14 protein-coding genes and 3 pseudogenes are annotated in these 22,582 nt (G+C 75.0%); 11 read left to right on the top strand and 6 right to left on the bottom strand.

Going from position 1 to position 22,582, the window contains the following annotated elements; translation table 11 throughout:
• Positions 1 to 32 precede the first annotated feature (32 nt).
• Both mycP and eccCa read right to left on the bottom strand, forming a co-directional pair.
• Entirely contained in the window at positions 33 to 1,376 is a 1,344-nt protein-coding gene (gene mycP / locus MRQ36_RS11370) for a type VII secretion-associated serine protease mycosin (protein WP_242794846.1), read from the bottom strand.
• Positions 1,377 to 1,450: 74 nt separating this feature from the next.
• A pseudogene (gene eccCa, locus MRQ36_RS11365) lies at positions 1,451 to 5,415 on the bottom strand (type VII secretion protein EccCa).
• A gap of 100 nt (positions 5,416 to 5,515) precedes the next feature.
• Between eccCa and eccD the strand changes: the two are divergent.
• Positions 5,516 to 6,915, top strand: a pseudogene (gene eccD / locus MRQ36_RS33875) (type VII secretion integral membrane protein EccD).
• A 54-nt stretch (positions 6,916 to 6,969) separates the two neighbouring features.
• On the opposite strand, the gene MRQ36_RS11355 reads toward eccD, so the two are convergent.
• Complete coding sequence (locus MRQ36_RS11355; protein ID WP_242794838.1) at positions 6,970 to 7,473, bottom strand: inorganic diphosphatase; 504 nt, start codon at positions 7,471 to 7,473, stop codon at positions 6,970 to 6,972.
• 466 nt (positions 7,474 to 7,939) lie between these two features.
• Here MRQ36_RS11355 and dacB point away from each other — a divergent pair, with 466 nt between their 5' ends.
• The 6 genes from dacB (at position 7,940) to MRQ36_RS11330 (ending at position 14,133) form a co-directional block, all read left to right on the top strand.
• Entirely contained in the window at positions 7,940 to 9,358 is a 1,419-nt protein-coding gene (gene dacB / locus MRQ36_RS11350; protein WP_242794836.1) for a D-alanyl-D-alanine carboxypeptidase/D-alanyl-D-alanine-endopeptidase, read from the top strand.
• Between the two features lie 56 nt (positions 9,359 to 9,414).
• Positions 9,415 to 10,482, top strand: coding sequence for a zinc-dependent metalloprotease (locus tag MRQ36_RS11345; protein ID WP_242794827.1), 1,068 nt, complete (start codon positions 9,415 to 9,417; stop codon positions 10,480 to 10,482).
• A gap of 72 nt (positions 10,483 to 10,554) precedes the next feature.
• Positions 10,555 to 11,577, top strand: coding sequence for a tRNA lysidine(34) synthetase TilS (gene tilS, locus MRQ36_RS11340; protein ID WP_242794826.1), 1,023 nt, complete (start codon positions 10,555 to 10,557; stop codon positions 11,575 to 11,577).
• 53 nt (positions 11,578 to 11,630) lie between these two features.
• Positions 11,631 to 12,383 (top strand): arginase family protein, encoded by a 753-nt coding sequence (locus tag MRQ36_RS11335; RefSeq protein ID WP_242794825.1) that lies wholly within the window; start codon positions 11,631 to 11,633, stop codon positions 12,381 to 12,383.
• A 119-nt stretch (positions 12,384 to 12,502) separates the two neighbouring features.
• A complete protein-coding gene (locus MRQ36_RS33220; RefSeq protein ID WP_278187481.1) occupies positions 12,503 to 12,868 on the top strand; it encodes a gamma-glutamyltransferase in 366 nt (121 codons plus the stop codon).
• The gene (locus MRQ36_RS11330; RefSeq protein ID WP_374249991.1) at positions 12,766 to 14,133 is read left to right on the top strand and encodes a gamma-glutamyltransferase family protein; all 1,368 of its coding nucleotides are present in this window, start codon (positions 12,766 to 12,768) and stop codon (positions 14,131 to 14,133) included. The genes MRQ36_RS33220 and MRQ36_RS11330 overlap by 103 nt, the downstream gene beginning before the upstream one ends.
• Here MRQ36_RS11330 and MRQ36_RS11325 read toward each other — a convergent pair whose 3' ends face one another.
• On the bottom strand, positions 14,134 to 15,093 hold the full coding sequence (locus tag MRQ36_RS11325) for a GlxA family transcriptional regulator (protein ID WP_242794824.1): 960 nt from the start codon (positions 15,091 to 15,093) through the stop codon (positions 14,134 to 14,136). It lies immediately after the preceding gene.
• Positions 15,094 to 15,243: 150 nt separating this feature from the next.
• On the opposite strand from MRQ36_RS11325, the gene MRQ36_RS11320 reads away from it, so the two are divergent.
• The 4 genes from MRQ36_RS11320 (at position 15,244) to folE (ending at position 19,154) form a co-directional block, all read left to right on the top strand.
• Positions 15,244 to 15,381 (top strand): hypothetical protein, encoded by a 138-nt coding sequence (locus MRQ36_RS11320; RefSeq protein WP_242794823.1) that lies wholly within the window; start codon positions 15,244 to 15,246, stop codon positions 15,379 to 15,381.
• Positions 15,382 to 15,480: 99 nt separating this feature from the next.
• Entirely contained in the window at positions 15,481 to 16,056 is a 576-nt protein-coding gene (gene hpt / locus MRQ36_RS11315; RefSeq protein ID WP_242794821.1) for a hypoxanthine phosphoribosyltransferase, read from the top strand.
• Positions 16,057 to 16,446: 390 nt separating this feature from the next.
• A complete protein-coding gene (gene ftsH, locus MRQ36_RS11310; RefSeq protein ID WP_242801025.1) occupies positions 16,447 to 18,453 on the top strand; it encodes an ATP-dependent zinc metalloprotease FtsH in 2,007 nt (668 codons plus the stop codon).
• Between the two features lie 35 nt (positions 18,454 to 18,488).
• The gene (folE, locus tag MRQ36_RS11305; RefSeq protein ID WP_242801023.1) at positions 18,489 to 19,154 is read left to right on the top strand and encodes a GTP cyclohydrolase I FolE; all 666 of its coding nucleotides are present in this window, start codon (positions 18,489 to 18,491) and stop codon (positions 19,152 to 19,154) included.
• Between the two features lie 66 nt (positions 19,155 to 19,220).
• Here the strand turns inward: folE and MRQ36_RS11300 are convergent, their stop codons facing one another.
• Together MRQ36_RS11300 and MRQ36_RS11295 are read right to left on the bottom strand one after the other, a co-directional pair.
• Positions 19,221 to 19,922, bottom strand: coding sequence for a hypothetical protein (locus MRQ36_RS11300; RefSeq protein ID WP_242794819.1), 702 nt, complete (start codon positions 19,920 to 19,922; stop codon positions 19,221 to 19,223).
• Positions 19,919 to 22,437 (bottom strand): annotated as a pseudogene (locus tag MRQ36_RS11295) (FtsK/SpoIIIE domain-containing protein). Before MRQ36_RS11295 ends, MRQ36_RS11300 begins: the two are co-directional and overlap by 4 nt.
• Positions 22,438 to 22,582 lie beyond the last annotated feature (145 nt).

Below are 22,582 nucleotides of genomic sequence, written 5' to 3'. Positions count from 1 at the left end.
GGGCCCCGGTCAGACCGCCGATCCGGCGCTGCTCAGCGGCGGGACCGCCGGAACCGGTGGATCATCAGGGCGGCACCGGTCAGCAGGGCGGCGAAGAGGGCCAGCCCGGTCCAGAGCCGCTCCGGCGCGGGATCGTCCACCTCACCGGCCGGGCGGGCCGCCCACCGGCTCTGCTGCTTGGGCGCGGAGAAGGTGAACGGGTCGGGGCCGCGCCCCGCGGTCCCGGCGTCCCGGCCGGTGCCCGGGGCGGGACCGAAGCCGACCACGCCGGGCGAGTCGTTGTCGTCGAGCGGGTTGCGGCCGACCGGCGGCACGTCGGCGGTGAGCGCCGCCACCGGGTCGACCAGGCCGTAGCCGAAGCGGTCGTCCCGGCCGGTGGGGCCGATGTCCCGGGCGGTGACCAGCAGCCGGTTCACCACCTCCCCGGCGGGGAGCTCCGGATAGCGGGCCCGGACCAGCGCGGCGGTGGCGGCCACCAGCGGCGACGCGAAGCTGGTGCCCTGCACCCGCCAGTAGCCGTCCGGGGGCCGGGCACCGTACAGCGAGGTGGCCGGGGCGGTCAGTACGGTCTCGTGCCCGGTGATCGAACCCGACCAGAGGTTCTCGCTGCTGCGTTCCAGGCCGGCGACCGCGATCACGCCCGGCTCCCGGGCCGGGTACCAGACCTTCGGGCTGTTCGAGGTGGCGAGGTTGCCGGTGCAGGCGACCACGACCACGTCCCGGGCGAACGCGTAGTCGAGGGCGGCGGCCAGGGCCGGGCTGTCGCCGCTGCCGCCGAGGGAGAGGTTGATGACCTTGGCGCCGTTATCGACCGCCCAGCGCACCCCCTTGGCGACGATCATCGCGTCGTCGTACCGGTTCTCGTCGTCGAGGACCCGGACCGGCAGGATCCGGGCGTCCGGGGCGAGCCCGACGACCCCCCGGTCGTCGTCGTTGCGCCCGGCGATCAGCGCGGCGACCGTGGTGCCGTGCCCCACCGGGTCGGGACCCTCGCCGCCGCCGGGGGCGACCAGGTCGATGCCGGGCAGCACCTGACCGGCCAGGTCCGGGTGGGAACCGTCCACCCCGGAATCGATCACCGCGACGATCACGCCGCGACCGGTGGACGTGCGCCACGCCGTACGGGCCCGCAACTCGTCGAGCTGCCACTGCTCGTCGCGGACCTGGTCGACCCGGCTGGGCCGGTCCGGTGCCAGCCAGGCCGGTGCCCGACCGGCGGCCGGTCGCGTCTGGACGACCGCAGCGGCGTGCGCCGGCGGGGCGAGCGGACCGGCGACCGTCGCCGCCGTCGCCGCCACTGAAAGCAGCGCGCGTCCGACGAGCCGTCGGGTCGCGATCCGACCTCCGTGCCGATCCGTGGTCACATCCCCAGCCATTCATCGCGACAGAAACATGCTGCTCGGAGATTACCGGTTTTCCCGCCCGCCCCGGTGGAAACCGGGGACACCACTCAACCTGGCGGCAGATGCGCCAACTGCACCAGCCGTACGCCCTCCCGGCGGGTGACCAGCCGGCCCCGACCGGCGGGCAGCGGACCCGGGCGCACCTGACCGACCAGGGCACCCTCCTCCGGGCTGCCGGACATCACCAGCCCGGCGGTGGAGAGTTCCCGCAGCCGCTGCACGATCGGCTCGAACTGGGTCCGGCCGGCGCCGCCCGAGCGGCGGGCCAGCACCAGGTGCAGTCCCACGTCCCGGGCGTGCGGCAGGTGCTCCTCCAGGGCCCGCAGCGGGTTCGTCGGCCCGCCGGCCACCAGGTCGTAGTCGTCCACCAGCACGAACAGCTCCGGACCGGACCACCAGGAGCGGCTGCGCAGCTGGGCGGGGGTGACGTCCGGGCCGGGGATCCGGTTCTGCAGGTAGCCGGCCGCCGACTCGATCAGCTCGGTGGTGTACGGCGCGGCGGTGCCGTACCCGATCAGGTGCGGCGTCTCGATCGTCCCCATCAGGCTGCGCCGGTAGTCCACCAGGATCACCCGGGCCTGCTCCGGGGTGAACCGGCCGACGATCGAGGTGGCCAGCGCGCGCAGGAACGACGACTTGCCGCACTCGGCGTCGCCGAAGACCAGGAAGTGCGGCTCGGTGGCGAAGTCCAGCACCACCGGGCGCAGGTCCGCCTCGGCCACCCCGACCGGGAAGGCCAGCCCGGTGGTCGCGGCCAGGTCCAGTTCGGCGTACGGCAGCACCGGCGGGAGCAGCCGGACCCGGGGTGCCACCGGACCGGCCCACGCCCCGGCGACCGCCTTCACCAGGTCGCCCGTGCCGTCGCCGAGGCCGGCGAGCCGGGGCAGGGCGGCCAGGAAGTGCAGCCCTTCGGCGGTGATGCCCCGGCCGGGCTTCTTCTCCGGCACGTTCGCCGCGACGACCCGCTTCACCAGCGCCGAGTCGGCCGGGTCACCGAGGTGCAGCTCCAGCCGCGAGCCGAACAGGTCGCGGATCGCCGGCCGGAAGTCCGTCCAGCGCAGACCGCTCGCCACCACGTGCACCCCGTACGACAGGCCCCGGGTGGCGAGGTCGGTGACCAGCGGTTCCAGGTCGTCGTACTCGGCGCGCAGGGTGTGCCAGCCGTCGACCACGAGGAACACGTCGCCGAACGGGTCGGTGCCCGGCTGCCCGGTGGCCAGCGCGGCGGCCCGCCGCTGACGCCAGCTCGCCATCGACTCCACGCCCAGCTCGGCGAAGCGCCGTTCCCGCTCGGCGAGCAGCGTGGCGATCTCCCCGACCGTGCGCCGCACCGCGGTCGGGTCGGTGCGGCCGGTCACCCCGCCGACGTGCGGCAGGTCGCGCAGCCCACCCAGCCCGCCGCCGCCGAAGTCGAGGCAGTAGAGCTGCACCTCGGCCGGGGTGTGGGTGAGCGCCAGCGCGCAGATCAGCGCCCGCAGCAGGCCCGACTTGCCGCTCTGCGGCGCACCGACCACCGCGACGTGCCCGGCCGCGCCGTCCAGGGCCAGCCAGAACAGGTCCCGGCGCTGCTCGTAGGGCTTGTCGACGACGGCCACCGGCACCTGGAGGGCACCGTGCAGCTCCGGGTTGGCGGCGGCCAGGCCGCGTACCGGGTCGGTGCCGACCGGGCCGAGCAGGTCGTCGAGGGTGGGGGAGAGGTCCAGCGGCGGCAACCACACCTGGTGCGCCGGGGGGCCCTGCCCGACCAGCCGGTCGACCAGCGCGTCGACCAGGGTCTCCCGGCCGGGCTCCTCCTCGGCGGCGGGCAGCGCGGCCGGGACGGTCGGCTCCGGGACCGGCACCAGGTGGGTGGAGAAGGCGAGCAGCCGGGGTACGCCGGCACCGGCCGCGCCCGCGGGCCCGCCGGCCCGGCGGACCGGCGCGGAGACGTACGTGGCCTTGAACCGGACCAGCGGGTCGGTGCCGGCGCGCAGGTAGCCGTGCCCGGGGGTACGCGGCAGCTCGTGCGCGTCGGGCACGCCGAGCACCGTCCGGGACTCCAGCGCCGAGAAGGTCCGCAACCCGATCCGGTACGACAGGTGGGTGTCCAGCCCGCGCAGCCGCCCCTCCTCCAGCCGCTGGCTGGCCAGCAGCAGGTGCACCCCCAGCGACCGGCCCAGCCGGCCGATCTGCACGAACAGGTCGATGAAGTCGGGCTTGGCCGACAGCAGCTCGGAGAACTCGTCGCAGATCAGCAGCAGCGACGGCAGCGGGGCGAGCGGGGTGCCCGCCGCGCGGGCCCGTTCGTAGTCGCGGAGGCCGGCGAAGTTGCCGGCCCGGCGCAGCAGTTCCTGCCGGCGGACCAGTTCCCCGTTGATCGCGTCGACCATCCGGTCGACCAGGGGCAGGGTGTCCTTCAGGTTGGTGATCACGGCGGCGGTGTGCGGCAGCCGCTCGAAGGAGGCGAAGGTCGCCCCGCCCTTGAAGTCGACCAGGACGAAGTTGAGCTGTTCCGAGCTGTGCGTGGCGGCCAGGCCGAGGACCAGGGTCCGCAGCAGCTCCGACTTGCCGGAGCCGGTGGCCCCGATGAGCAGGCCGTGCGGGCCCATGCCGTCCTGCGCCGACTCCTTCAGGTCCAGCTCGATGGCGCCGCCGTCGGCGCCCACCCCGATCGGCACCCGCAGCCGGTCCCGCGCCGACCGGGGCGCCCAGCCCTGCTCGGCGGTGAAGTTGTCCGGGTCGCCGATGCCGAGCAGCTCGGGCAGGCCCAGCTCGGCGCCGGCCGGGTCGTCCGGTCCGCGTACGGTGCTGGCGAGCCGCAGCGGGGCGAGCCGGCGGGCGACCGCCTCGGCGTCGGCGACGGCCAGCGCGTCGGGGTGCCCACCTCGGCCTGCCCGTCGGCCGCGTACGAGTGCAGCCGGCCGTCGACCACGTCGAGCAGCAGGGCGTACCGGTCGAGCAGGCGGGGCGGCGGGGTGTCCAGGTCGAGCAGGGTGACCGCGTCGATGCCGCCGTCACCGGCCAGGTCGGTCGACCCGGTCAGGTCGCCGCCGTCGAGGACCACCACCACGTGCGGGCCGTCGGTGGCGGAGCCGACCGGGCTGAACCGGGAGCGGCTGGCCAGCACGTCGTCGAGGAGCCGTTCCAGCTCGACGGCGGAGCTGGTGACCAGGCGGACCGGGCCGAGCGCGTCGGTACGGGTCGGGTGGTGGGCGTGCGGCAGCCACTTGACCCACTCCCACAGCCCGCGCCGTTCCGGTCCGGCGCAGACGGCGACGAGCAGTTCCTCGGGGGCGTGGAAGACGGCGAGCTGGGTGAGCACAGCCCGGGCGAGCGCCTGGGCGGCGGGTGCCCCGGTGCCCCGCCCGCCGGCCGGTCCCCGGACGAAGACCCGGGCGAAGCTGCGCAGCGAGAGCGCCACCGGCAGGTCCGGCACCACCGAGTACGCGTCGAGGAAGCGCCGCAGCGCCCCGGCGGTCATCGGTTCCAGCTCCTCCAGCGGCCGGGTGACCGGCGGTACGAGCGGGGTGGCCAGGGTCTGCGGGCCGACGCCCACCCGGACCACGGCGAAGTCGGGGTCGCCCGGCCGGCGTTCCCAGACCCGGTGGCTGTCGACGGTGGACCAGAGCCGGCCCGGGTCGGGGTGCCGGTAGTGCAGCCCGGCCCGCTGGGCGCCGGCGGTCTGCCGGACCCGGCGGCGCAGCCCGGTGAGGTGCCGCAGGTACTCCCGGCGGGCGGCCATCATCTCCGACTTCTTCGGCATGCCGGAGGCGCTGCCCCAGGTGGTGACCAGCATGGCCACCGAGGAGAGCCCGAACATGCCGCCGACCACGTACGAGTAGGCGCCGCCGCCCCGGCCGAACATCATCGCCATGGCCACCGTGCCGCCGACCATCGGCAGCACCATCAGGGCCTGCTGCCAGCGTCCACCGGCCACGGCGGGGATCTCCGGCGGCGGGTCGACGGGCAGTTCGCCGACCGGGATCTCCGGTGCCGGGCGACGGGGTGGCCGCTTGATGACGACAGTGGACACGGCACCTCCTGACAGCGCTCGGTAACCCGAGCCTGGCTCATGGTAGGTAAAGTGCGGTCGTCCGTCAGCCACCGTTCCCGCTCGATATGGAGTCACGTCGATGCAATCCGGGCTGGCCCGGGTCACGATCAGCGCCCCGCAGCGGCGCCTCGACGTGGCCCTGCCGGAGCAGGTTCCCCTGGCCGAGCTGCTCCCCGAGGTGCTCCGGCACGCCGGTGAGGGGCTGGCCGACGACGGCGAACGGCACGGTGGCTGGGTGCTGCGCCGCACCGACGGGGTGGTCCTGACCACCGCTCAGGCGCTGCTGCCGCAGGGCGTCCGCGACGGGGAGGTGCTGCACCTGGTACCGGCCCACGCCGAGTGGCCGGAACTGGAGTACGACGACGTGGTCGAGGCGATCGCCGACGGCCCGCCGCCGGGGCAGCGCCTGGTCGCCGGCCGCCACCCGGACCGCCGTGCTGGCCGGTGCCGGCGTGCCGCTCGCCGTCGGGCTGGTCGCCGTGCTGGTCGCCGGGCCGGGTCGACCCACCGGCTGGCCCGTCGCGCTCGGGGTGGCGTTGCTGCTCACCCTCGCCGGCACCGCCGCCTCCCGGGCGTACGGGGACGGCCCGACCGGCGCCACCCTCGGCGGGTACGCCCTGCCGTACGCGGCGGCGGCCGGCGCGCTGGCGGTCGGCTCCGGCGACCCGGTCGGCCCGTTCGCGCCGCTGCGCTGGCTCGGCGCACCGGAGCTGCTGGCCGGCTCGGTGGCGCTGCTGCTGGTGGCGGTGCTCGGCCTGGTCGGGGTGGCCAGCCGGTCCCGGGTCTTCGTGGCCGGCACGACGGTCGGCCTGGTCGGCGCGGCGGCCGGGCTGGGCGGGCTCGTGCTCAGCCCGGAGGGCACCGCGGCGGTGCTGCTCTGCGTACTGGTCTTCGCCCTCGGCGCGCTGCCGCTGCTGGCGATCCGGCTCGGCAAGTTGCCGCTGCCGCCGATCACCCTCCCGTCGACCGCCCCTCCGGCGGGCCGGACGGTGTTCGTGACCTGCCCGACCGCGGGCGGGTGCACGCGGCGGTGGCCGGACCGAGGAGATGCTGACCGGGATGCTGCTCGGGCACGCCGTCCTCGCGGTGGCCGCCGCGACGGTGCTCGCCACGGCCGGCGGGGTGGCCGGGCGGCTGCTGGTGGCGGTCGGGTCGGCGGTGCTGCTGCTGCGGTCCCGGCTCTTCGTCGCGGTACGCCACCGGGTGCCCACGGTCGCCGCCGGGCTGACCGGGTCGGCCGTCCTCGGCGGGGTGCTCGCCGGCCGGGCCGGTCCGGACGCGCTGCTGGCACTCGCCGTCGGCGGGCTGCTCCTGGCCCTGGTGTCGGTCGCCGCGGGCACCACGTACGCCCGCCGGCCCGTCTCCCCGTACCTCGGTCGGCTGGCCGACCTGACCGACACCGCGCTGGTGGTCTCCGTGGTCCCGGTGGCCTGTGCGGTGCTGGACCTCTACGACCGGGCCCGCGGCCTGCTGGGCTGAACCGACGGAAAGGCCCGGGTCGCGTGGCGACCCGGGCCCGTCAGCGTGCAGTGATCAGTGCGCGTCGCCGTGCGCCTCGGCGTCCTTGGCCCGCTGGTACGAGGCCCGGATCTCGGCCTCGGCCTCGACCCGGCCCACCCAGGTCGCGCCCTCGACCGACTTGCCGGGCTCCAGGTCCTTGTACACCTCGAAGAAGTGCTGGATCTCCAGGCGGTCGAACTCACCCAGGTGGTGGATGTCCCGCAGGTGCTCCTGGCGCGGGTCCTCGTAGGGCACGCAGAGGACCTTGTCGTCGCCGCCCTTCTCGTCCGTCATCCGGAACATGCCGATGGTGCGGCAGCGGATCAGGCAGCCGGGGAAGGTCGGCTCGGGGACGAGCACGAGGGCGTCCAGCGGATCGCCGTCCTCGCCCAGGGTGCCCTCGATGAAGCCGTAGTCCGCCGGGTACTGCGTGGACGTGAAGAGGGTGCGGTCCAGCCGGATGCGGCCGGTCGCGTGGTCCACCTCGTACTTGTTTCGGTGACCCTTCGGGATCTCAACCGTGACGTCGAAATCCATTTCCCACGCTCCCTCGTTTGCCCACGCTGGCTAACGGAACCAGTGGCGCCGCTCCCGGACAGGTGAATGCCACCCGTCGGCTCCGGCCGCCGCATAGTGTTCGGACCGAAGTAGTGTCACCCAAGGTGTTTTTCGGCGGGGGAGGAGGGGGTCGTGGGGAGGGAAGATTCACACTACCGCCCGGAAGGGGTTGACGGGCGGATGTCGAAAAGTCCGGGTTCCGGTAGCGCCAGCGGCCGGGTCCCGGTGCCCGACGCGTACCTCCCCGGCAGCTCCGGCGCCGCCGCCGGCTCCGCGCCGGTCGGCCCCGTCCAGGGTACGCCCGGAGCCGCCCGCCGGCCCCCGGCCGCACGACCCGGCCCCGGACCTCGGCGCACCGCAGCACGACGCCGGCCCGGTCGACGGCGGCGTCCCGGCGGCTCCCGGCCCGGCACCGTCGCGGCGCCGCTGGCCGCTCGTCCTGGTCGTGGTGCTGCTCGTGGTGCTGGCCGGCGTCGGCGTCGCGGTGGTGCGTCCCGGCCCGGTGGCCGGCTGGCTCGACGGCGGGGCGACCACGCCGCAGGCCGGCGCCGGACCCCCGAACCCGACCCGTCGGCCGTCCTCGCCGGCCGGACCCCAACGCGCCGCTGCCCACCCCCGAGGGGTCCGCGCCGCCCTCGAACCGCTGGCCCGCGCCGCCGCCCTCGGCGACCGGGTGAACATCTCGGTGGCCGACGTGACCACCGGCACCGCGCTCTACGGCAGCGGGCAGGACACCCCGACGGTGCCCGCGTCGGTGACGAAGCTGGCGACCGCGGTGACGGTGCTGGCCGCCCGGGGCCCGGCGTACCGGATCCCCACCCGCGCGGTGGCCGGCGCGAACCCCGGCGAGGTGGTCCTCGTCGGCGGTGGCGACCCGACCCTGGCCGTCGACGGCCACGGCTTCTATCCGGGCGCGGCCCGCCTCGACGACCTGGCCGCCCAGGTACGCACCGCACTCGGCGGCACCGCGCCGGCCCGGGTGACCGTCGACTCGTCCCTGTTCACCGGCCCGGTCTACGAGCCCGGCTGGGACGCCGACATCCCGACCGGTGGCTTCGGCGCACCCATCACCGCGCTGATGACCGACGGCGCCCGGCGGGACCCGGAAACGGCCCGGAAGACCCAGGACCAGACCAACCACGCCGCCGAGCGGGTCCCGCAGCCCGACCTGGCCGCCGGTCGGCAGTTCGCCCGGCTGCTCGGGCTGACCGGCGACGCCGCCGCGGTGGGGCGCGGCAAGGCGCCCGCCGCCACCGGGGCGAGCCCGACGGCCGGCGCGCCGACGCCCGGGACCGAGCTGGGCAAGGTCGAGTCGCTGCCGCTGATCCGGCTGGTCGACATCATGATCAGCGACAGCGACAACGTGATCGCCGAGTTCATGGCCCGGCAGGTGGCGCTGGCCCGGAACAAGCCCGCCTCCTTCGCGGGCGGCGCCGCCGCGACCGACGAGGTGATCGCCGAGCTGGGGCTGCCGGCCGACGAGATCAGCCTGGCCGACGGCAGCGGCCTGTCCCGGACCAACCGGATCAGCCCGTCGCTCCTGACCGACCTGCTCACCCTCGCCGGCAACGGCAGCCACCCCGAGCTGGCGGCGATCTTCGGCGGCCTGCCGGTCGGCGGCTGGTCCGGCACCCTGGACGAGCGCTACCAGGCTGCCGGCACGAAGGCGGGTGCCGGTGTGGTCCGGGCCAAGACCGGCACGCTGACCGGGGTCAACGCGATCGCCGGGCTGGTCACCACCGCCGACGGCCGGCTGCTCACCTTCGCCGTGCTCACCGACCGGACCCCGCCGGACACCCTGGACGCGACCCGGCAGGCGCTCGACCGGATCAGCTCCGCGCTGGCCGGCTGCGGCTGCCGCTGACCCGGGCCGCGACGCGGGCCCCGGTTGGGGTGTTCCGGCGCGGGTACGGTGGGTGCATGGCGCAGTTCGTGGACTGGGATCTGGCCGCCGCGACCGCGGGGGCGCTGAGCAAGTCGGGCCCCCGGGTGTCGTACGCGGAAGCCACCGACGTGGTCGGCGACCTGCGACGGCTGACCGAGGAGGCGGCCGGGCACGTGGCCGACTACACCGGCCTGCGGTCGCAGGTGGCCCACCCGCCGGTGCGGGTGGTGGACCGCCGCGACTGGGCGGCCGCCAACATCGCCGGGCTGCGTGAGGTGATCACTCCCCTGGTGGACCGGCTCTCCGGCGACAAGAAGCCGGGGCCGCTGACCGAGGCGATCGGCTCCCGGCTCACCGGCGTGCAGGCCGGCACCGTGCTGGCCTACCTCTCCGGCCGGGTCCTCGGCCAGTACGAGGTCTTCGCCGGTGACCCGGGCCAGCTGCTGCTGGTCGCGCCGAACATCGTCGAGGTGGAACGGAAGCTGGGGGCCGACCCACGCGACTTCCGGCTCTGGGTGTGCCTGCACGAGGTGACCCACCGGACCCAGTTCACCGCGGTGCCGTGGATGCGGGCGTACTTCCTCAGCGAGGTGCAGGCGTTCGTGGACGCCTCGCAGGGCGGCGAGCACCTGCTGGAGCGGCTGCGGCGCGGCGTGGCGACGCTCTCCGACGCGGTCAAGGACCCGGAGAGCCGGGCCAGCGTGCTGGACATCGTGCAGACCCCCGCGCAGCGGGCCGTCCTGGACCGGCTCACCGCCCTGATGACGCTGCTGGAGGGGCACGCCGAGTTCGTGATGGACGGCGTCGGCCCGCAGGTGATCCCGAGCGTGGAGTCGATCCGGGCCTCGTTCAACCGGCGTCGGGAGTCCGGCAACCCGCTGGAGAAGGCGATCCGCCGACTGCTCGGCGTCGAGGTCAAGATGCGCCAGTACGCCGAGGGCCGCAAGTTCGTGCACGGGGTGGTCGACCGGGTCGGCATGGCGGGCTTCAACCGCATCTTCGGTTCGCCGCTGACCCTGCCCCGGCTGGAGGAGCTGGGCGACCCGGATGCCTGGGTGGCCCGGGTGCACGGGCCGGCCGGTGCCACGCCGGCCGCCGGCTGACCGGGCCGGCCGTGCGCGCACGAATCGGGTCGGTCCGGCGAACCCGGCCGGTGCGAGCGACGGACTGACCGGGTGGCCGCGCTCGCACCACCGGTCGCCGCGGTCCGGGCCGCGGTCCGCCGGGCGCTGACCGGGCTGACCGGCGACGGGCCGGTGCTGGTGGCCTGCTCGGGCGGCGCCGACTCGCTCGCCCTCGCCGCCGCAACCGCCTTCGTCGCGCCCCGGTCCGGTCGACCGGCCGGCCTGGTGACGGTGGACCACGGGCTGCAACCCGGGTCGGCCGAGCGGGCCGGCGCGGTGGCCGGCTGGGCCCGCGAGCTGGGCCTCGATCCGGTCGACTCCGTCGCGGTGACCGTCGACGGTCGCCCCGGTGGTCCCGAGGCAGCGGCCCGCGAGGCGCGCTACCAGGCGCTCGTCGCCACCGCCCGGCGGCACGGTGCGGCGGCGGTGCTGCTCGGCCACACCCGCGACGACCAGGCCGAGACGGTGCTGCTCGCGCTGGCCCGGGGCGCCGGCCCGCGCGGGCTGGCCGGCATGCCGGAGCGCCGCGACCTCGACGGGGTGCCGCTGCTGCGACCGCTGCTCGACGTGAGCCGGGAGGACACCCGCAAGGCCTGCGCCGCGCTGGGGCTGACCCCGTGGCAGGACCCGCACAACGCCGACCCGGCGTACGCCCGGGCGCGGGTCCGGGCCGACGTGCTGCCGGTGCTGGTCGAGGCGCTCGGCCCGGGGGTGCTGGACAACCTGGCCCGGACCGCCCGGCTGCTGGCCGCGGACACCGCCGCGCTGGACGACCTCGCCGCCACCGCCCTGGCCCGCGCCCGCTCACCCGAGGGCGGACTCGCCGTCGACGCACTGGACCCGCTCCCGGCGGCGCTGCGGACCCGGGTGCTGCACGTCTGGGCCCGGGAGTTGGGCACCGCACCGGCAGCGCTGTCGCACCGGCACGTCACCGCGCTCGACGCACTGGTGACGCGATGGCGCGGACAGGGCTCCGTCCACCTGCCCGGCGGCCTGCGCGTGGTCCGCCGCGCGGGCCGGCTCGCCCTGGTCGACGCCCGCCGGGAGGACTCGGATGACGCCGGTTCGGGGTAGCGCCGGACCGTCGTGATCTCCACCATGTGGGTGGGGCCGATTAGCCTCGTGGAATGACCACCATCCTCGTGCCGTACCACCAGGACGAGCAGTTGCCGCCCGCGCACTTCCCGCTTCCCGACGGGCAGAGCGCGACGGTCGTCGCCGACCTCCCGGCGGGCGAGATCTGGTCGCGGCTGGTGAGCCTCTACTCGGCGGTCGCCGATGCGGTCGCCGCGTCGGACGCCGTTCCCACGGTGGTGTCCGGGGACTGCCTCGTGGCACTGGGCACCGTGGCCGGTGTGCAGCGTGCCGGGCTGGACCCGGCGATCGTCTGGTTCGACGCGCACGGCGACGTCCACACGCTGGAGACCACCACGTCCGGATACCTGGGCGGGCTGTCCCTGCGGCTGGTCCTCGGTGCGCACCCGGAGCTGGTGGCGCAGCCGCTCGGCCTGCGGCCGGTCGCGGAGGAGCGGGCGGTGCTGGTCGACGCGCGTGACCTCGACCCGGCGGAGGCCGACTTCCTGGCCGGCGGCGCGGTCCGGCGGGTGCCGGTCGCCGAGCTGGCTGCCGGGTCGCTGCCGGACGGCCCGATCGTGCTGCACGTCGACGTGGACGTCGTCGACGCGGCCGTCCTGCCCGGACTGCTGTTCCCTGCCCCGGATGGCCCGTCGGCCGACGACGTGGTGGCGGCGTGTCGCCGGGTGGTGGCGACCGGCCGCGTGGTCGCCGTGGACATCGCGTGTCCGTGGACGTCCGTCGCGGACGAGCGGGTCACCGGGCCACGGGCCGAGCTGCTCGCTCGGCTGACGGCGCTGGGCTGAGCCTCACGGCCCACCCGAGCGCGGGGCACCGTCGGCCGGGACGGTAGACCGGTCACCGCCGGCGTTCGCCCCGGTCCGTCGGTGAGCCCGGGAGCCGCGGAACGCGGTAGACATGGCGCATGGCGTACCCCCGGCAGCCGCTCCTCGCCCCCAACGGTGCCGTCGCGACCAGCCAGCCGCTCGCGGCGGCCGCGGGCCTGGCCGTGCTGCGGCGCGGCGGCAACGCCGTCGACGCCGCGCTGGCCACCGCGATCACCCTGACCGTCGTGCAGCCGCCCTCGAACGACATCGGTGGCGACCTGTTCGCGATCGTCTGGGACGGCGAGCGGCTGCACGGGCTGAACGCCTCGGGGCGGTCCCCGGCCGGGCTGACCAGGAGATCGTGCTCGCCGCGACGGACCGGCGGGGTGCGGAGCCGGTCGACGCGCTGGGCGGCGCGCAGGCGACCGGGCCGGCGATGCCGGCCCGGGGCTGGCTGCCGGTGACCGTGCCGGGCGCCCCGGCCGGCTGGCGGGACCTGCACGACCGGTTCGGCTCGCTGCCCTTCGCCGAGCTCTTCGCGGACGCGATCGGCTACGCCGAGCGCGGCTACCCGGTGGCCGCCGGAACCGCCGCGACCTGGGCCCGGGGCGTCGCCGCCCACGCCGGCCCGGTCGCCGAGGAGTACGCCGAGTTCGAGCGGGTGTTCACCGTGGCCGGCCGGGCACCCCGGCCCGGTCAGTGGTGGCGCAACCCGGACGCGGCGGAGACCCTGCGCCGCATCGCGGCGACCGGGGCGGCGGACTTCTACCACGGCCGGATCGCGGCGGCGCTGGACGCGCACGCGGCCCGGACCGGCGGGCTGATCACCGGCGACGACCTGGCCCGGCACACCTCCACCTGGGTCGACCCGGTCAGCGTCCGCTACCGGGGACACGAGGTGTGGGAGCTGCCGCCGAACGGCCAGGGGGTGGCCGCGTTGCAGGCGCTGGGCGTGTTGGACGGGGTGGACCTGGCCGCCCTGCCGCCGGAGGAACGGCTGCACTGGCAGCTCGAGGCGGTGAAGCTCGGCTTCGCCGACGCGCACGCCCACGTCGCCGACCCCGAGCGGGCGCCGGTGCCGGCCACGGCGGCGCTGCTCGACCCGGGCTACCTCGCCGCCCGCCGGGCCCTGGTGACCGACCGGGCCGGCGACCCGACGGCCGGCGATCCGGAGCGGGGCGGCACCGTCTATCTCTGCACGGCCGACTCCGGCGGCATGATGGTCAGCCTGATCCAGTCCACCTACCTGGCCTTCGGCTCGCACGTGGTGCTCCCCGGCCGCGGGTTCGCCCTGCAGAACCGGGGCACCGGCTTCCGGCTGGACCCGGCGCACCCGAACGTGGTGGCGCCGGCCAAGCGCCCGTTCCACACCATCATCCCGGGCTTCCTCACCCGGGACGGCGCGCCGGTCGGCCCGTTCGGGGTGATGGGCGGGCACATGCAGCCGCAGGGGCACGTGCAGCTGGTCGCCGCGACCGTCGACGCCGGCCTCGACCCGCAGGCGGCGCTGGACAGCCCGCGCTGGTACTGGCACGCCGGCCGCACGGTGCTGGTCGAGCCCACGCTCGACCCCGAGGTGGTCGCCGACCTGCGGGTCCGCGGCCACCAGGTCACCGTCGTCGGCGAGCCGTCGGTCTTCGGGTACGGCCAGGCGATCTGGCGCCACCCGTCGGGCGGGTACGTGGCCGGCTCGGAGTCTCGGGTCGACGGGGCGATGCTGGGCTGGTGATCAGGCCTCGACCCGTTCCCGGAAGGTCGTCCGGTAGGCCTGCGGGGTGGTGCCGACCCGGCGGGTGAAGTGGTGCCGCAGCGCCGCCGCGTCGCCGAAGCCGGTCCGGTCGGCGACCGTCTCCACGCTCAGCTGGGTCTCCTCCAGCAGCCGGCGGGCGAGCAGCACCCGCTGGTTGGTGAGCCAGTCGTGCGGGGTGGTGCCGGTCTCGGCCCGGAACCGGCGGGCGAAGGTCCGGGGGGCCATGCCCGCCCGGGTGGCCAGCTCGTCCACGGTCACCGGCCGGGTGAGGTGGCCCATCAGCCACTCCAGCACCGGTTCGAGGGTGGGCGCCTCGGGGGCGCGGGCGATGGGCGCCTCGACGTACTGGGCCTGGCCGCCGTCCCGGTGCGGCGGTACGACCATCCGGCGGGCCAGCCGGGTGGCCGTGGCCGAGCCGTGCTCCTGACGGACCAGGTGCAGGCAGGCGTCGATGCCGGCGGCGGTGCCCGCGCTGGTGAGCAGCCGGCCGTCCTGGACGTAGAGGGAGTTGCACCGGACCCGGGCCTTCGGGTTGCGCTGCTGCAGCTCGTCGACGTGGCGCCAGTGCGTGGTGCAGTCGCGGCCGTCGAGCAGCCCCGCCTCGCCGAGCACGAACGCGCCGGAGCAGACGCTGAGCAGCCAGGCGCCCCGGTCGGCGGCCCGGCGCAGCGCGTCGAGCACCGGCTCGGGCACGGCCGCCCCGTCGCCATGGGCCGGCACCGCCACCAGGTCCGCGTCCTCGACCGGCGTCAGGTCGGCGTGCGGGGTGAGCAGGAAGCCCGAGCGGCTGCGTACGGGGGCCCCGTCGACCGTGCAGACGTCGAAGCGGTAGCCGGGGAAGCCGTCGGCGGTCCGGTCGGTGCCGAACACCTCCGCCAGGACACCCAACTCGAACGCGGCGACCTGATCGAGCGCGACGACGGCCACGGACCTGAGCATGTGACGAGGGTAACCCCGAGGCTGGCAGAAAATCGACGGGTAATGGCATTCCTGCCACTGTCCGGCCGACCCGGGTGGTCGCAGACTGGAGTCAGCCCGGTGCGCACCGGCGGCGAAACCCACCCCAACCACGCGAAAGCGAGCGCCGCCATGGAGTTCCTGCTGTTCCTTCTCTTCCTGCTGATCCTGGTCGCCGCCGCAGCGGCCGGACTGGGCGCCGACACCCGCGACTCGGCCGACTGGAAGCCCACGGCCGACGGTCGCCGTTGGCGCTCCGGCACCTGCTGAGGTGATTTGCCCGTTCCGAGCCGAAAATCCCCGGCGGGACCGCGCCAAAAGGGGCGGCCCCGCCGACGGAGGCCATCGGGCGTACGGCAGGCTAGGAGCATGGCTGACGGCTCCTGGTACGACGCCGACATCGACCACGTGATCATCTCCGAGGCGCAGATCCGCGAGAAGACAGCGGAGCTGGCCAAGCAGGTCTCGGCGGACTACGCCCACGTGCAGGACGGACTGCTGCTCGTCTGCGTGCTCAAGGGTGCGGTCATGTTCATGGCCGACTTCGCCCGCGCGCTGGGCCGGCAGGGTCCCCCCGCCGAGCTGGACTTCATGGCCATCTCCTCGTACGGCCAGGGCACCACCTCCTCCGGGGTGGTCCGGATCCTCAAGGACCTGGACCGGGACATCGCCGGCCGGCACGTGGTGGTGGTCGAGGACATCGTCGACTCCGGACTGACCCTCTCCTGGCTGCTGCGCTACCTCGAGTCCCGCTCGGCGGCGAGCGTCGAGGTGGTCGCCCTGTTCCGCAAGCCGGACGCGGTCAAGGTGCCGGTCCCGGTGAAGTACGTCGGCTTCGACATCCCGACCGAGTTCGTGGTCGGCTACGGCCTCGACTTCGGCGAGCGCTACCGGGAGCTGCCCTACGTCGGCGTGCTCAAGCCCGAGGTGTACGCCCGGGCCTGACCGGCTCGCTGACCTGCCCGTATCGGTGGTCGTCAAGCGGACGTTCAGCGGACTCTCAGCTGTTCGGACTACGGTAGGGGTCGGTGGCGTGGAGGCACCCTCCACGCCCGACCCCCGCGCCGCCCGACCGTGCGGTCGGGTGGCCGGGCGCCGGAGCTCCCGCCACGCCGGCTGAAACGCCGGTTCGCCGTACGCGTAACAGCTGGGCTCGCGGGCTCACATCTGGCACGCACGGTGTACCGTCGAATGACCGCAGCGCGGCAATTCGCGCGCTTCGGGGTCGAGGCCGGCCCGCACGGCGGCTCCGGCCGCCGCCCGATGCGGCGACACCATTCAGACGGTCAGGACGTCGATCAGGAGGATGCGGGCGCCTCGGTGCCCGACAACAGTATGGAACGTACGCGTTTCTTCCGCCGACCGGTGGTCTGGATCATCCTGGTCATCCTCGGCGCCGTTGTGCTCAGTCAACTCTTCACCGCTGGTCCCAGCTACCACCGGGTGGACACGTCCGTGGCGCTGGACCAGCTCCACACCTCGAAGATCAACAGGGTCGTCTTCCAGGACAAGGAGCAGACGCTCCAGCTCGACCTGGCCCAGAAGACGAAGTTCGGTGACACCACCACCGACCGGATCGAGGCCCAGTTCCCGTACGAGGCGGGCGACGACGTCTGGAACCAGGTGCTCGAGGCCAAGGCCGCGAACCGGGTCACCGGGCCGGCCGACGCCAAGGTCTCCTCGGACAGCATCTGGGTGAGCCTGCTGGTCAACCTGCTGCCGATCGCGCTGCTCGTGCTCCTGCTGCTGTTCTTCATGTCGCAGATGCAGGGCGGCGGCTCCCGGGTGCTCAACTTCGGCAAGTCCAAGGCGAAGATGATCACCAAGGACACCCCGAAGACCACCTTCGGGGACGTGGCCGGCGCGGACGAGGCCGTCGAGGAACTGCACGAGATCAAGGACTTCCTGCAGAACCCGGCGAAGTACCAGGCCCTCGGCGCCAAGATCCCCAAGGGTGTGCTGCTCTTCGGCCCGCCCGGTACCGGTAAGACGCTGCTCGCGCGGGCGGTCGCCGGCGAGGCCGGGGTGCCGTTCTACTCGATCTCGGGCTCGGACTTCGTGGAGATGTTCGTCGGTGTCGGCGCCAGTCGGGTCCGCGACCTCTTCGAGCAGGCCAAGGCGAACGCCCCGGCGATCGTCTTCGTCGACGAGATCGACGCCGTCGGCCGGCACCGTGGCGCCGGCATGGGTGGCGGGCACGACGAGCGGGAGCAGACCCTCAACCAGCTCCTCGTCGAGATGGACGGCTTCGACACCAAGGGCGGCGTGATCCTGATCGCCGCCACCAACCGGCCGGACATCCTCGACCCGGCGCTGCTGCGCCCCGGCCGCTTCGACCGGCAGATCCCGGTCGACGCCCCCGACATGGAGGGCCGCAAGGCGATCCTGCGGGTGCACGCCAAGGGCAAGCCGTTCACGCCCGACGTCGACCTCGACTCGGTCGCCCGGCGTACCCCCGGCTTCAGCGGCGCCGACCTGGCCAACGTGATCAACGAGGCTGCGCTGCTCACCGCGCGCAAGGAACAGCGGGCGATCAGCAACGACACCCTGGAGGAGTCGATCGACCGGGTGATCGCCGGCCCGCAGCGCCGGACCCGGGTGATGAGCGACCAGGAGAAGAAGATCACCGCGTACCACGAGGGTGGGCACGCGCTGGTCGCCTGGGCACTGCCGCACGCCGCGCCGGTGCACAAGGTGACCATCCTGTCCCGGAGCCGCTCGCTGGGGCACACCCTGGTCCTGCCGACCGAGGACAAGTACACCCAGACCCGGGCCGAGATGATCGACACCCTGGCGTACGCGCTGGGTGGCCGGGCCGCCGAGGAGCTCGTCTTCCACGAGCCCACCACCGGCGCCGGCAACGACATCGAGAAGGCCACCGGGCTGGCCCGGGCGATGATCACGCAGTTCGGCATGAGCTCCAAGCTCGGCGCGATCAAGTACGGCACCAGCGGGGACGAGCCGTTCCTCGGCCGCAACATGGGCCACGAGCGGGACTACTCCGACGCGGTGGCCGCCGAGATCGACGGTGAGATGCGTGCGCTGATCGAGCTGGCGCACGACGAGGCCTGGGAGATCCTGGTGGAATACCGGGACGTCCTGGACACCATGGTCCTGGAGCTGATGGAGAAGGAGACCCTCTCCACCGCCGACATGGCCCGGATCTGCGCCCGGGTGGTGAAGCGCCCGCCGATGGCCCCGTACCACGGCTTCGGCAAGCGCCAGCCCTCCACCGAGCCGCCGGTCCTCACCCCGGCCGAGAAGGAGAAGCTCCAGGCGCAGGCCACCGCCGACGGCATCTCCGTCGGTGGCTCCTCGAACAACTCGGACGGTACCCACTGAACACCGACCACGCGGCCAGCCCCGAGCACTCGGGGCTGGCCGCTTCGTCCACCGAACCCGACGGTGACGAAGCCCTCGACTACGTCGCCGCCCGACTGATCAGCGGCAAGCTCACCGGCCGACCGGTCGAGGAGGCCATCGACCTCGGCCGGATCGAGAAGGCCGTCCGGGAGATCCTCATCGCGGTCGGAGAGGACCCGGACCGCGACGGCCTCCAGCAGACCCCGGCCCGGGTCGCCCGCGCGTACGCCGAACTCTTCGCCGGCCTGCGGGTCGACCCGGCGCAGGTGCTCAGCACCACCTTCGAGGCCAACCACGAGGAACTGGTGCTGGTCCGGGACATCGACGTGATGAGCCTCTGCGAGCACCACCTGCTGCCCTTCCGGGGCAGCGCGCACATCGGCTACATCCCCGGCCCGGACGGGCGGATCACCGGCCTGTCCAAGCTGGCCCGGCTCGTCGAGGTCTTCGCCCGCCGCCCCCAGGTGCAGGAGCGGCTCACCTCGCAGATCGCCGACCTGCTGATGGAGCGGCTCGCGCCGCGCGGCGTCGTCGTGGTGCTCGAGTGCGAGCACATGTGCATGGCGATGCGCGGCATCCAGAAGTCCGGTGCCAAGACCATCACCTCGGCCGTCCGCGGCACCCTCAAGGACGACGCCAAGTCCCGCGCCGAAGCGATGGCGCTGATCATCCCCCGCTGAACGATTCACGAAAGGGCCCCTCCTCCACCCGGAGGAGGGGCCCTTATCGACGTACCGGGACGACGGTCAGCCGGCCAGCATCGCCAGCACGATCCCGGCGGCGGCCACCACCGCCGGGACCAGGCAGACCAGCGCACCCAACCGTGGCGTCCGGTCCACCCGGTCGGTCGGGCGGGGCCGGAACAGCCGACCCACCGCCAGCCAACCCGTCATGAAGGCGACCGCCGGCATCGGCAACCCGACCACCAGCGCCAGGACGCTCACCGGTCCGGTGCCGGTGGCCAGGAAGAGCACCAGTTGCAGCAGCGGGACCACCAGCGCCAGCGGCCCGTACACGAGGAGGTTGCGGGGCTGCGACGGCCAGCGGGCGATCCGCGGCAGGCCCCGCGCGGCCAGCGTGTCGTCCGCCGCCTCGGACCACTTCCGGGCGGCCTGCAACGACGTCAGCACCGCGGCCGGCCCGGCCGCCATCGACCGCGCCGCCTCGGTCAGCTCCGGCGGTGTCGGCAGCAGCGAGATCGGGGCCACGCCCAGCTCCCGCAGCCGGGAACTCTGCGGCGCCAGCCGGGCCCGGACCTCCGTCAGCTCGTCCCGGGCGGCCTGCACCGAACGGGCCTGCTCACCGGCGGCGGTCGCCGCGGCCCGACGTACCCCGTCGAGCTGGCGGGCCGCCGCGACATAGTCCGCCCAGGCCGCGCCGACCGGGTCGGATTCGGTCGCCGGGCGACCCGGTCGGGGCGCGGGCACCGCCGTGCCGCTCTCGCTCATGGTGCTTCCTGGCCGAACGGCACCAGAACCGTGCCCTGCTCGTCCGGGCCGTCCCAGAGCACGGCCCGGCCCGGGCGTGGACGCCACAGCACCGGCCGGTCGAAGAGTTGCTCCAACCGGTTGCCCGGCAGGTCCGTCACCACCACCGCGGTCAGCTTGCCCACCTCGCCCTCCGCACCGAGCAGCGCGGCCAGCGGGGTCGGCGTCCGCCACCAGCCCAGCAGGTGCACCCCCGCCGGCGGGCCCGCCAGCAGCAGCGACCGCAGCAGCTCGGCCGGCAGCTCCGCCTCGCCCGGCACGTCCAACCCGAACACCACCAGGTAGCCGGGCTCGTCGCTCTCCATCGCCGCCCGCAGGCCGGCGACGTCCACCGTCTCCACCCGGTGCCCGTCCAGCGCGGCGGCCAGCTCGCCGGCCGCCGCCGTCGAGCCCTCCACCAGCGGTGCCAGCACGAACCGCGTCGCGGGACGGTGCGCGGCGAGGCTCCGGGCCGCGGTCACCAGCAACCGGCACGCCTCCGTGTCACGGCCCAGCACGGCCAGGTTCCGGCCGGCGGCCGGCCCGAGCGGTACCGACGCCGTCGAGCGACGCACGTCCACCAGCCGGCCGAGTAGCACGGCCGGCCCGTGCGCCCGTCCCGCCAGCGCCGCCCGGTAGCGGGGATCGTTCGCCAGCACCGGCCGGGCGTAGCCGGCGAAGACCAGCGGCGCGGCGGCCTCCTCCGGCCGGGCCGACCAGAGCCGGTGCCGCAACTTCGCCACCGTGTCGGGATCGTCGTGCGGGTCCGGGAACCGGATCATCCGCTCGTGGCCCCGGGTCGCTCCCCGCGGCCCACCCAGCCCACCGGCCGTGTTCACCACCGCGCTGCCGACCGGCAGGCCGGCCGCCGCGTCGTTCGTCGGCTCCAGCACCGCCGACCCGCCGGGCAACGCCACCCGCACCGGGAACTGGCCGAGCAGCGGATCCCGGGGACCGCCGAGGCCGAGGTCACCCTCGCCGGCCAGCACCAGGTGGATCCCGTACGCCCGGGCGGTGCGGGCGAGCGAGTCCAGGCGAGTCAGGAAGTCACCGGCCAGCCGGTCCCGCTCGCGGACCAGCAGGGGGAAGTTGTCGATCACGCAGACGATCCGGGGCAGCTGCTGGTGCTGGCGCAGCTCGCCGAAGCGCTGCCCGCCGGCCCGCCGCCCCGCCTCCTCCCGGCGGCGCAGCTCCGCCTCCAGCTCGCCGAGCACGTCGACCACGTACTCCCGGTCGGCGGCCATCCCGGCGGCCCGGACCTGCGGCACCCACGAGCGGTCCCGCTCGGTCTGCAGGAACTCCACGAAGGACTCGCCGTCGGCGAGGTCGACCAGATAGAGGACCAGTTCGTCGGGGCCGTACCGGGCGGTCAGGCCGAACAGCACGTTGGTGAGGAACGCCGACCGTCCCACCCCGGACCGGCCACTGACCAGCCAGTGCGGGGTCAACTCGGTGAAGCCGAGGGTCACCGGCCGGCCGGCGGCGTCGCCGACCGTGGTGGCCAGGCCCTCGGCGGAGGTCGACTCCCACAGCTCCCCGGCGGGCAGCAGATCGGTCAGGGCCAGCCGGGAGCCGTCCTCGATCAGCCGGGCCAGCCGCCGGCACACCCCGGTCACCAGTTCCGCCGGCGGGTCGTCGTCCACGAAGACGGGGGAGTTCAGACCGCCGGGCGCCTCCCCGCCGGGACTGCTGAACGCCGCCTCCGGCGGATCCCCCACCAGCGCGTACGCGTTGCGTACCGCGATCGGGGTGGTCCGGGGCAGCGGGTCCCGCCCGGTGGCCGGCCAGCCGGCCACCACCAGGTGCAGGCCGGCCCGGGGGCCCTGGTCGGCCAGGGCTTCCAGCCGCCCCATCTCGGCGGCGCCGGTGCCGGCGGGCAGCGCGGCCACCATCACCAGCAGCGTACGGTCGTGCCCGCGCTGCCGTGCGGAGCCGGCGCCGACCCACTGCTCGGCCTCGTCGAGGACCGCGCGCAGCCCGGCCACGTCCACCGCGGGCGGGGCAGCAGCCCCGCGTCGGCCAGCGGCGCGAACGCCCCGAAGGTGTCCCCGACGGCGTCCACCGCCCGCACCAGCAGCGCGCCGGCCGGCGTGGCGGCCAGCATCCGCAGCAGGACCGCCCGGAGCAGCCCCGCCACCCGGGGCTCGGTGGCATCGGCGTCCACGCTCAGGTGACCGCTGCCGACCAGCGGCACCAGGGCCGGGAACCGGGCGTCGTCCAGCGGCGCGGCGGTGCCCACCCGGACCAACGGCGGTGGACCCTCACCGGGCGGGACGTCCTGGGCCAGGCGCTCCAGCGGCTCGCCGGACCAGCCCGGCGCGGCCAGCGCCGCCGCCGCCCGGAGCCGCTCCGCCAGCTCGTACTGCCGGTGATGGTCGGCGGGGGCCGGCCGGATCTCGTCGAGGATCCCGGCCGCGGCGACCGCCGTGGCCGCGGCCCGCCGGTGCAGGGCGGCGGCCCGGCCGGCTCGCGCCTTCGGACTGGCCACCGCGTCCACCTCTCTTCCCGAGGCCGACATCTCCTCCGACCAGTGACGGTATCCCAGGCGGCGGTCCGCCCGCCGGATGTCGGTCGGCGCTGCGCCGGTCTTTACCGGCGGTTCGCCACGATCGGTGGATCTGGGGCATTGGGTACGCGGCGCG

Source organism: Micromonospora sp. R77 (assembly GCF_022747945.1).
GTDB lineage: Bacteria > Actinomycetota > Actinomycetes > Mycobacteriales > Micromonosporaceae > Micromonospora.
This window is presented reverse-complemented; position numbering and strand designations above follow the sequence as displayed.

Coding starts and splice junctions, on each gene's coding strand:
- MRQ36_RS33220 (WP_278187481.1), top strand. CDS start 12,503: ATGGCGTACCCCCGGCAGCCGCTCCTCGCCCCCAACGGTGCCGTCGCG.
- mycP (WP_242794846.1), bottom strand. CDS start 1,376: ATGGCTGGGGATGTGACCACGGATCGGCACGGAGGTCGGATCGCGACC.
- MRQ36_RS11335 (WP_242794825.1), top strand. CDS start 11,631: ATGACCACCATCCTCGTGCCGTACCACCAGGACGAGCAGTTGCCGCCC.
- MRQ36_RS11355 (WP_242794838.1), bottom strand. CDS start 7,473: ATGGATTTCGACGTCACGGTTGAGATCCCGAAGGGTCACCGAAACAAG.
- MRQ36_RS11320 (WP_242794823.1), top strand. CDS start 15,244: ATGGAGTTCCTGCTGTTCCTTCTCTTCCTGCTGATCCTGGTCGCCGCC.
- ftsH (WP_242801025.1), top strand. CDS start 16,447: ATGGAACGTACGCGTTTCTTCCGCCGACCGGTGGTCTGGATCATCCTG.
- MRQ36_RS11345 (WP_242794827.1), top strand. CDS start 9,415: ATGGCGCAGTTCGTGGACTGGGATCTGGCCGCCGCGACCGCGGGGGCG.
- MRQ36_RS11325 (WP_242794824.1), bottom strand. CDS start 15,093: ATGCTCAGGTCCGTGGCCGTCGTCGCGCTCGATCAGGTCGCCGCGTTC.
- hpt (WP_242794821.1), top strand. CDS start 15,481: ATGGCTGACGGCTCCTGGTACGACGCCGACATCGACCACGTGATCATC.
- MRQ36_RS11300 (WP_242794819.1), bottom strand. CDS start 19,922: ATGAGCGAGAGCGGCACGGCGGTGCCCGCGCCCCGACCGGGTCGCCCG.